This window comes from Flavobacterium sp. (genome assembly GCF_036782315.1).
Taxonomy (GTDB): Bacteria; Bacteroidota; Bacteroidia; order Flavobacteriales; family Flavobacteriaceae; genus Flavobacterium.
Genome location: NZ_DAIPZK010000010.1, coordinates 102,976 through 109,976, shown reverse-complemented (window position 1 = coordinate 109,976; position 7,001 = coordinate 102,976). Strand labels below are relative to the sequence as shown.

The window sequence follows — 7,001 nt, the reverse complement described above, 5'->3', positions numbered from 1 at the left end:
GGTAACAGCTGCTAACACTGTTGGAGCTGCATCGTCAACTGAAACAGTATGTATTGATACCGCTATAACGGATATAACTCATACAACAACTGGCGCAACAGGAATTGGAACTGCAACAGGTTTGCCAACAGGAGTGACAGCAGCTTGGGCATCTAATACGATAACGATTTCAGGTACACCATCAGCTGCAGGAACATTCAACTACAGTATTCCATTGACAGGAGGCTGTGGAACAGTGAATGCAACAGGAACAATTACGGTAACAGCTGCTAACACTGTTGGAGCTGCATCGTCAACTGAAACAGTATGTATTAATACCGCTATAACGGATATAACTCATACAACAACAGGAGCAACAGGAATTGAAACTGCAACAGGTTTGCCAACAGGAGTGACAGCTACATGGGCATCGAATACGATAACGATTTCAGGAACACCATCAGCTGCAGGTACATTCAACTACAGTATTCCATTGACAGGAGGTTGTGGAACAGTAAATGCAACAGGCACTATTACGGTAACTGCAGCTAATACGGTAAGTGCAGCCTCATCAAGTCCTACGGTTTGTATCAATACATCGATAACAAATATCACGCATACCACAACAGGAGCTACAGGAATTGGAGTTGCTACAGGATTACCAACGGGAGTAACGGCAGCTTGGGCATCAAATACGATAACGATTTCAGGTACACCATCTGTAGCAGGAACATTTAATTATAGTATTCCATTAACAGGAGGTTGTGGTACAGTAAATGCAACAGGAACTATTACGGTTAATGCATTACCAAATGCTACAATTACACGTACGGGAGATACATTAACAGCTACAGAATCAGGAGCAACTTATCAATGGTACACTTGTAGTGCAGGTCCAGTTTATACAATAATATCTGGTGCAACTTCTCAATCATATGTAGTAACAGCTATTGGAAGTTATGCAGTAGAGGTGACTAAAAATGGTTGTACCACTATGAGTACATGTTTTGATGTTACTACATTATCAAATAATTCATTTAACTTAACTCAATTAACTTATTATCCAAACCCTGTGATTAGTAATTTCACAGTAACATATACAAGAGCGATTACATCAATCCAAGTATATGATATCAATGGAAGATTAGTTAAAAACATGAAAACAAATAACAATGAAGTTAATGTTGATATGTCAGATGTAGCTGCTTCAGTTTATATTGTAAAAGTATTTGCTGATGACACAATGGGTGCATTTAAAATAATTAAAAGAGAGTAGATAAATAATTATATTCAAAAAAAGGCAATCTATTCTAGATTGCCTTTTTTATTGATTTTTTGTTTGAATTAGTTTCCTTGCAATTTCTTCACAAGCTTTATCTAACATATCAAAAACGTTTTCAAATCCGTCTTGACCACCATAATATGGGTCGGGAACATCGACGTTTTCATTGGGAAAAATTTCGTTTAGAATCAGCTTGACTTTTGATTTTGCTTCTTCATTAGGAGCCAAAGCCAAAACGTCTTTGTAATTCGAATTATCCATTACAAAGATATAATCAAAAGTTTCAAAGTCGTTTTTTGTAAACTTTCTAGCTCTTTGATTGGTAATGTCTAAACCTCTATTTTTTGCTGTAGCAATCGAACGTTTGTCGGGTAATTCTCCTGCGTGCCAACCGCCAGTTCCTGCTGAATCTACAATGAAATCATCGGAAAGTTTAGAGCGCATAATACCTTCTGCCAAAGGAGAACGGCAAATATTTCCTAAGCAAACCATTAAGATTTTTGTAGCCATCAATTACAGCGATAACTTCTTATTGATATCGTCAACGAATTTACGGAATTGTTTGTCAGTAGTCACTAAATTGTCAACTGTTTTACAAGCGTGAAGAACCGTTGCGTGGTCTCTGTCTCCAATTTGCGAACCAATGTTGGCTAAAGAAGCTTTAGTAAATTTCTTAGCAAAGAACATAGCTAATTGTCTTGCTTGTACAACGTGACGTTTTCTAGTTTTAGACTGTAACGTTTCAACATCCAATTGGAAATAATCCGAAACAATTTTCTGAATGTAATCAATTGAAATTTCACGCTTAACGTTTTTAACGAATTTCTCAACTACTTGTTTGGCTAAATCAATTGTAACTTCACGTTTGTTGAAAGAAGATTGAGCAATCAAAGAAATGATAGCACCTTCTAATTCACGAACGTTAGATTTGATATTCTTAGCAACGTATTCGATAATTTCTTCTGGCATTTCAACTCCATCACGGAATAAAATGTTTTTCAAAATTGAAATACGCGTTTCGTAATCAGGTTGGTGTAATTCTGCTGATAATCCCCATTTGAAACGAGATAATAAGCGTTGCTCAATATCTTGCATGTCAACAGGTGCTTTGTCAGAAGTAAGAATGACTTGTTTTCCGTTTTGGTGTAAGTGATTGAAGATGTGGAAAAATACATCTTGCGTTCCAGATTTACCCGATAAGAATTGAACATCGTCGATAATCAAAACATCAATTAATTGATAGAAGTGAATGAAGTCGTTACGTGTGTTTTTCTTAACTGAATCAATATATTGTTGTGTGAATATTTCAGCCGAAATATACAACACGGTTTTTTCTGGATATTTATCTTTGATTTCAACCCCAATAGCGTGAGCTAAGTGCGTTTTTCCTAATCCAACTCCACCAAAAATCAATAATGGATTGAATGAGGTTCCGCCAGGTTTGTTTGCTACCGCCATACCAGCACTTCTTGCTAAACGGTTTGAATCTCCTTCAAGGAAATTGTCAAAACTATAATTAGCATTTAATTGTGATTCGATTTTTAAATTACGAATTCCAGGAATGATGAACGGGTTTTTTAATTCTGGATTTTTATTCACAATTGGCACATCTACTTCCTGAGGTTTTACCGCTGTTCTATTATAACTTGGAATTTGCTCAGTAAATGGAAGTTTATTGCCATAAGTGTTTTCCATTTTAATTTTATACAATAACTTTGCGCCTGGTCCTAATTCTTTAGTTAAGGCAACTTTTAATAATTTAACGTAGTGTTCTTCTAACCATTCGTAGAAAAATTTACTAGGTACTTGAATTGATAACGCGTTATCGTTTAGCTCAACTGACTGTATAGGTTCAAACCAAGTTTTGTATGCTTGATCTTGAATATTGTCTTTTATAAAAGACAGACAGTTGTTCCATACCGATTGCGCAGTTTTTGTCATAAATTCAATTAATTATTACTAGTTATTTTTATATTTTGTAAGGTTACAAAAAGGATCAGAATGAATATTCTGTTCAAATGATTTGGGATAGCAAATATGTGAACAAAAAATTGTAAAAAAAAATTTTTTCCTATTGATTTAATAAAAAAAATTTTGTAGTGAAAATTATATTTCTTTAAGATTGTATTAATATTATTTTAACATGAGAGAATATGTTTACCAAGTTCGTGTGCGTTATGCAGAAACGGATCAAATGGGAGTCGTTTATCACGGAAATTATGCGCAGTATTTTGAGATGGGACGCGTGGAATGGCTAAGAAATCTGGGGGTTTCGTACAAATGGATGGAAGAAAACGGTGTTATGCTACCTGTAGTTTCATTAACCATGAATTATAAAAAACCCGCTCGTTATGATGACTTGTTAACTGTTAAGACAATATTAAAAAATCAGACGTCGGTGAAGATAGAATTTGACTACGAAATTTATAATGAGCAAAATGAGTTATTAACAACGGGATATTCAATGTTGGTGTTTGTAGATATGAAAACAGGACGTCCAATTTTGCCTCCAAAATATGTTTCGGAGAAAATAGACTCTTTCTTAAAAGTTTAAATTTCGGTTAGTTTTATTTCATATAAATTTTCAAAAGTGTCCAATACGTTTTGGACATTTTTTTTTCGTGTAGCAATTTCAATTTCGCAATCCATTTCCATTTTTTGAGAAACGATTTGTAAGTTTTTTTCTTTAATGATTCGCATTACTTTATTCATATTGGCATATCCAAAAGTAATAATGAAATGTTTATCAATGGTGCATTCAACAATTTCAGAATTTTCTAATGCCATTTGGGCTGCAATTTTGTATGCTGAAATCAAACCCCCAACACCAAGCTTTACACCACCAAAATAACGAACTACTACCACCAGTACATTTGTAACTTCAAATGACTGAATTTGTCCGTAAATAGGCATTCCTGCGCTATTATTAGGTTCGCCATCGTCATTAGCACGGTACTGAATTTTCTCAGTTCCAATTTGATACGCATAACACCAATGACGCGCCGAAAAATGCTCTTTTCGTAAACGTTCTAAAATTTCTTTGATTTCTTCTTCGGTGGTTACTGGAAATGCATAACCAAAGAATTTGCTATTCTTTTCTTTATACAATACTTCTTCTGAAGGAGCAGCAATGGTTTTGTACGTGTCTTTTTCTGGAAAATCCATTTTAATAGGTAACTAAAAATAAAGCAAATAAAGCTAATCCGATTCCGAACGCATTTCGCAGTGAAATTCGTTCTTTAAAGAAAAGGATACCTGCAAAGGTAGAAACAATTACAATAGCAATATTGTGAATGGTAAATAGAGTGGCGCTTTCAAAGGCTTTTGCTTCTAACATTTTGACTAAAAAGTACAACGAAAAATAATTGGGTAATCCCAAAGCAATTCCTCCTAAAATGTTTCTTCCCGAAAATTTAATTTGCCCTCTGATAGTTAAAAAAAGAATGGTTAAAACGCCAACACTAAAAGCACAAAAAAAAGTTACCGTTGAAAATAGACCAATTTGATTGGCCGGAACATGATAGGTTTGTAAATATTTTAAACTTGAATCAATAGTTCCAGCTCCAATAAATACCATAATGGGATAAAATAAACTTGGTGTTTTTTGAAATTCTCCAGTTTCTTTTTTTGAAGTAAAATATACCGCTATTAGTGCCAATAAAATTCCAAAAATTTTAATAGCACCAAGATTTTCATTGTACAAAATAACTCCTAATGTAATAGGAATAATAACAGACATTTTTGAAGCAACAGAAGCAACAGAAAGTCCGTTAAGTTGAGAAGTTAATGTGGTAACATAAAAAGTAGAAATAAAAATAAAACCCAAAAATAAGCTTCCTTTGAACCAATTGTGATGGATAATTTCAAAAGACTCAATTTTTTGGTCTATGAAAAGCAGTCCTACTAAAAAAGCAACTAAATAATTAACCACGAGAGCTTGCAATGCGTCAATGTTGTATTTTGCAAAAAGCTTAATGATTACAAAAAGTACAGAGTTAAATAAAATGCTTAGTAGTAAGTAAGTCACGTATTAATATATTATTTTTTTATCAAAAATTTCGGTTACATCATCGATGCCAGGTTTTAAATTCCAAACATTTAAACCTAATTTTTCAGCAGCATCAGTATTTTCTTTTTTATCATCAATGAATAACGTCTTTTTTGGATTTAAATTATGATTGTTAATAACGCACTTAAAAGCATTTTCATCGGGTTTTCTAATTCCTATTTCGTATGAAAAATAGACTTTTTCAAAACAACTGTAAAAATCACGAGCAAAAGTTTGGCCTTCTTTATGTTCAAATTTTTCAATGTGTGTATGATCGGTATTACTTAAAAGGAATAAACGATATTTAGAAGCAATCATTTGTAAAAATTCCAAACGGTATAATGGGAAATCCCCTAAAATTGAATTCCAAGCGGCTCTGATTTCTGTTAATTCAGCATTTGGTAAATACTTTTGAAATCCTTGCATGAATTCAAATTCGTCAATTTTACCAATTTCATACTTTTTATTTAAATCATCTAAGTCATCATGCCAAGCGGTTAAGCCTAATTTTCTAAATTCGGTATCAATTGCTTGTTTGTTCAAATTGATGAAAACATCGCCAAAATCAAAAATAATTGCTTCAATCATAATTCTTGAAAATTTTAAGTTCGTCATTCATTATGTCAAAACTAGCAACCGGATTTTTTGAAATCTGTGGGGCTAATGTGCCGTTTTGAAATGCTGCTTTTCCAGTAAAAACTCTTGCTTCATCCCATAAATTTGCATCTATGAAAGATTGAATTGTTTTGCTTCCTCCTTCAACTATAACGGATTGTATATCGTTTTGGTATAAAATCGAACAAATTGAAGAAATTAGGCGAGTATCAAAGATAACATTTTCATAGATACAATTTTCAGTAGAAATGAAATTTTCGCTCTCCGTAATAAAAATTGTTTTTTGCAAATTGTCTTTAACATGAAAGTTTTCAGAAATTTTACCTGATTTATCGAGTACAATACGAATAGGATTATTTCCAGAAAAATCACGTGCGTCTAATTTGGGATTATCGTCTAAAACGGTATTAGTTCCAACTAAAATAGCTTGTTCTTCTGTTCGCCATTTATGAACCAATTGTCTTGAATATGGATTGGTAATCCAAACAGGTTTCAACTTGTCATGCTGAACAGGTTTCAACATCTCAGGAGCAATAAAACCATCTTCCGTTTCAGCCCATTTTAAAATAATATAAGGTCTTTTCTTTTGATGAAAGGTGAAAAAGCGTTTGTTGAGTTCGTTGCATTCGTCTTCTAAAATACCAACGGTTACATTTTTGCCATTTTCTACCAATTTTTTGATGCCATTTCCTGCTACTTTTGCAAATGGGTCAACGGTTCCAATTATAACATTCGGAATTTCATTTGCAATAATTAAATCACAACAAGGAGGTGTTTTTCCAAAGTGACTACATGGTTCTAAACTCACGTAAATAGAAGCTTCCTTTAACAGCGATTTGTCTTTTACAGAATTCACGGCATTGACTTCTGCATGAGGTTCGCCGGCTTTTTTGTGCCAACCTTCTCCGATAATTTTACCTTCGTGCACAATCACACTTCCCACCAACGGATTGGGATAAGTGGTTCCCAGACCATTTTTAGCAAGTTCAATACAGCGTTTCATGTAAAATTCGTGCGTCGTCATAATACAAAAGTAATGTTTTTAAGACAAATTTAATAATCGATTCTTTCAATTTA

At 33.5% G+C, this 7,001-nt stretch carries 8 protein-coding genes; 2 read left to right on the top strand and 6 right to left on the bottom strand.

Going from position 1 to position 7,001, the window contains the following annotated elements:
• On the top strand, nt 1-1,255 hold a 1,255-nt coding region (locus V7P59_RS09870), incomplete at its 5' end, for a T9SS type A sorting domain-containing protein (protein ID WP_333809995.1).
• 48 nt (nt 1,256-1,303) lie between these two features.
• Here V7P59_RS09870 and V7P59_RS09865 read toward each other — a convergent pair.
• Entirely contained in the window at nt 1,304-1,771 is a 468-nt protein-coding gene (locus V7P59_RS09865) for a low molecular weight protein-tyrosine-phosphatase (protein WP_333809994.1), read from the bottom strand.
• 3 nt (nt 1,772-1,774) lie between these two features.
• Nucleotides 1,775-3,202 carry a chromosomal replication initiator protein DnaA gene (gene dnaA, locus V7P59_RS09860; RefSeq protein WP_026724816.1) on the bottom strand — a complete coding sequence of 476 codons (1,428 nt, stop codon included), beginning with the start codon at nt 3,200-3,202 and terminating at the stop codon, nt 1,775-1,777.
• Nucleotides 3,203-3,404: 202 nt separating this feature from the next.
• On the opposite strand from dnaA, the gene V7P59_RS09855 reads away from it, so the two are divergent.
• On the top strand, nt 3,405-3,815 hold the full coding sequence (locus V7P59_RS09855) for an acyl-CoA thioesterase (protein WP_333809993.1): 411 nt from the start codon (nt 3,405-3,407) through the stop codon (nt 3,813-3,815).
• On the opposite strand, the gene V7P59_RS09850 is transcribed toward V7P59_RS09855, so the two are convergent.
• Genes V7P59_RS09850 through ribD form a run of 4 tightly spaced genes read right to left on the bottom strand, consistent with a single transcriptional unit; the run spans nt 3,812 to nt 6,948 of the window.
• Entirely contained in the window at nt 3,812-4,426 is a 615-nt protein-coding gene (locus tag V7P59_RS09850; protein ID WP_333809992.1) for an IMPACT family protein, read from the bottom strand. The two genes, V7P59_RS09855 and V7P59_RS09850, sit on opposite strands and share 4 nt — an antisense overlap.
• Before the next feature lies 1 nt (nt 4,427).
• A complete protein-coding gene (locus V7P59_RS09845) occupies nt 4,428-5,288 on the bottom strand; it encodes a DMT family transporter (protein ID WP_333809991.1) in 861 nt (286 codons plus the stop codon).
• 3 nt (nt 5,289-5,291) lie between these two features.
• On the bottom strand, nt 5,292-5,897 hold the full coding sequence (locus V7P59_RS09840) for an HAD family hydrolase (RefSeq protein ID WP_333809990.1): 606 nt from the start codon (nt 5,895-5,897) through the stop codon (nt 5,292-5,294).
• On the bottom strand, nt 5,890-6,948 hold the full coding sequence (ribD, locus tag V7P59_RS09835; RefSeq protein ID WP_333809989.1) for a bifunctional diaminohydroxyphosphoribosylaminopyrimidine deaminase/5-amino-6-(5-phosphoribosylamino)uracil reductase RibD: 1,059 nt from the start codon (nt 6,946-6,948) through the stop codon (nt 5,890-5,892). The genes V7P59_RS09840 and ribD overlap by 8 nt, the downstream gene beginning before the upstream one ends.
• Between the last annotated feature and the right edge of the window lie 53 nt (nt 6,949-7,001).

What these genes read in the sequence shown, in the direction of transcription:
- V7P59_RS09865 (WP_333809994.1), bottom strand. Translation starts at nt 1,771, where the DNA reads ATGGCTACAAAAATCTTAATGGTTTGCTTAGGAAATATTTGCCGTTCT.
- dnaA (WP_026724816.1), bottom strand. Translation starts at nt 3,202, where the DNA reads ATGACAAAAACTGCGCAATCGGTATGGAACAACTGTCTGTCTTTTATA.
- V7P59_RS09855 (WP_333809993.1), top strand. Translation starts at nt 3,405, where the DNA reads ATGAGAGAATATGTTTACCAAGTTCGTGTGCGTTATGCAGAAACGGAT.
- V7P59_RS09850 (WP_333809992.1), bottom strand. Translation starts at nt 4,426, where the DNA reads ATGGATTTTCCAGAAAAAGACACGTACAAAACCATTGCTGCTCCTTCA.
- V7P59_RS09840 (WP_333809990.1), bottom strand. Translation starts at nt 5,897, where the DNA reads ATGATTGAAGCAATTATTTTTGATTTTGGCGATGTTTTCATCAATTTG.
- ribD (WP_333809989.1), bottom strand. Translation starts at nt 6,948, where the DNA reads ATGACGACGCACGAATTTTACATGAAACGCTGTATTGAACTTGCTAAA.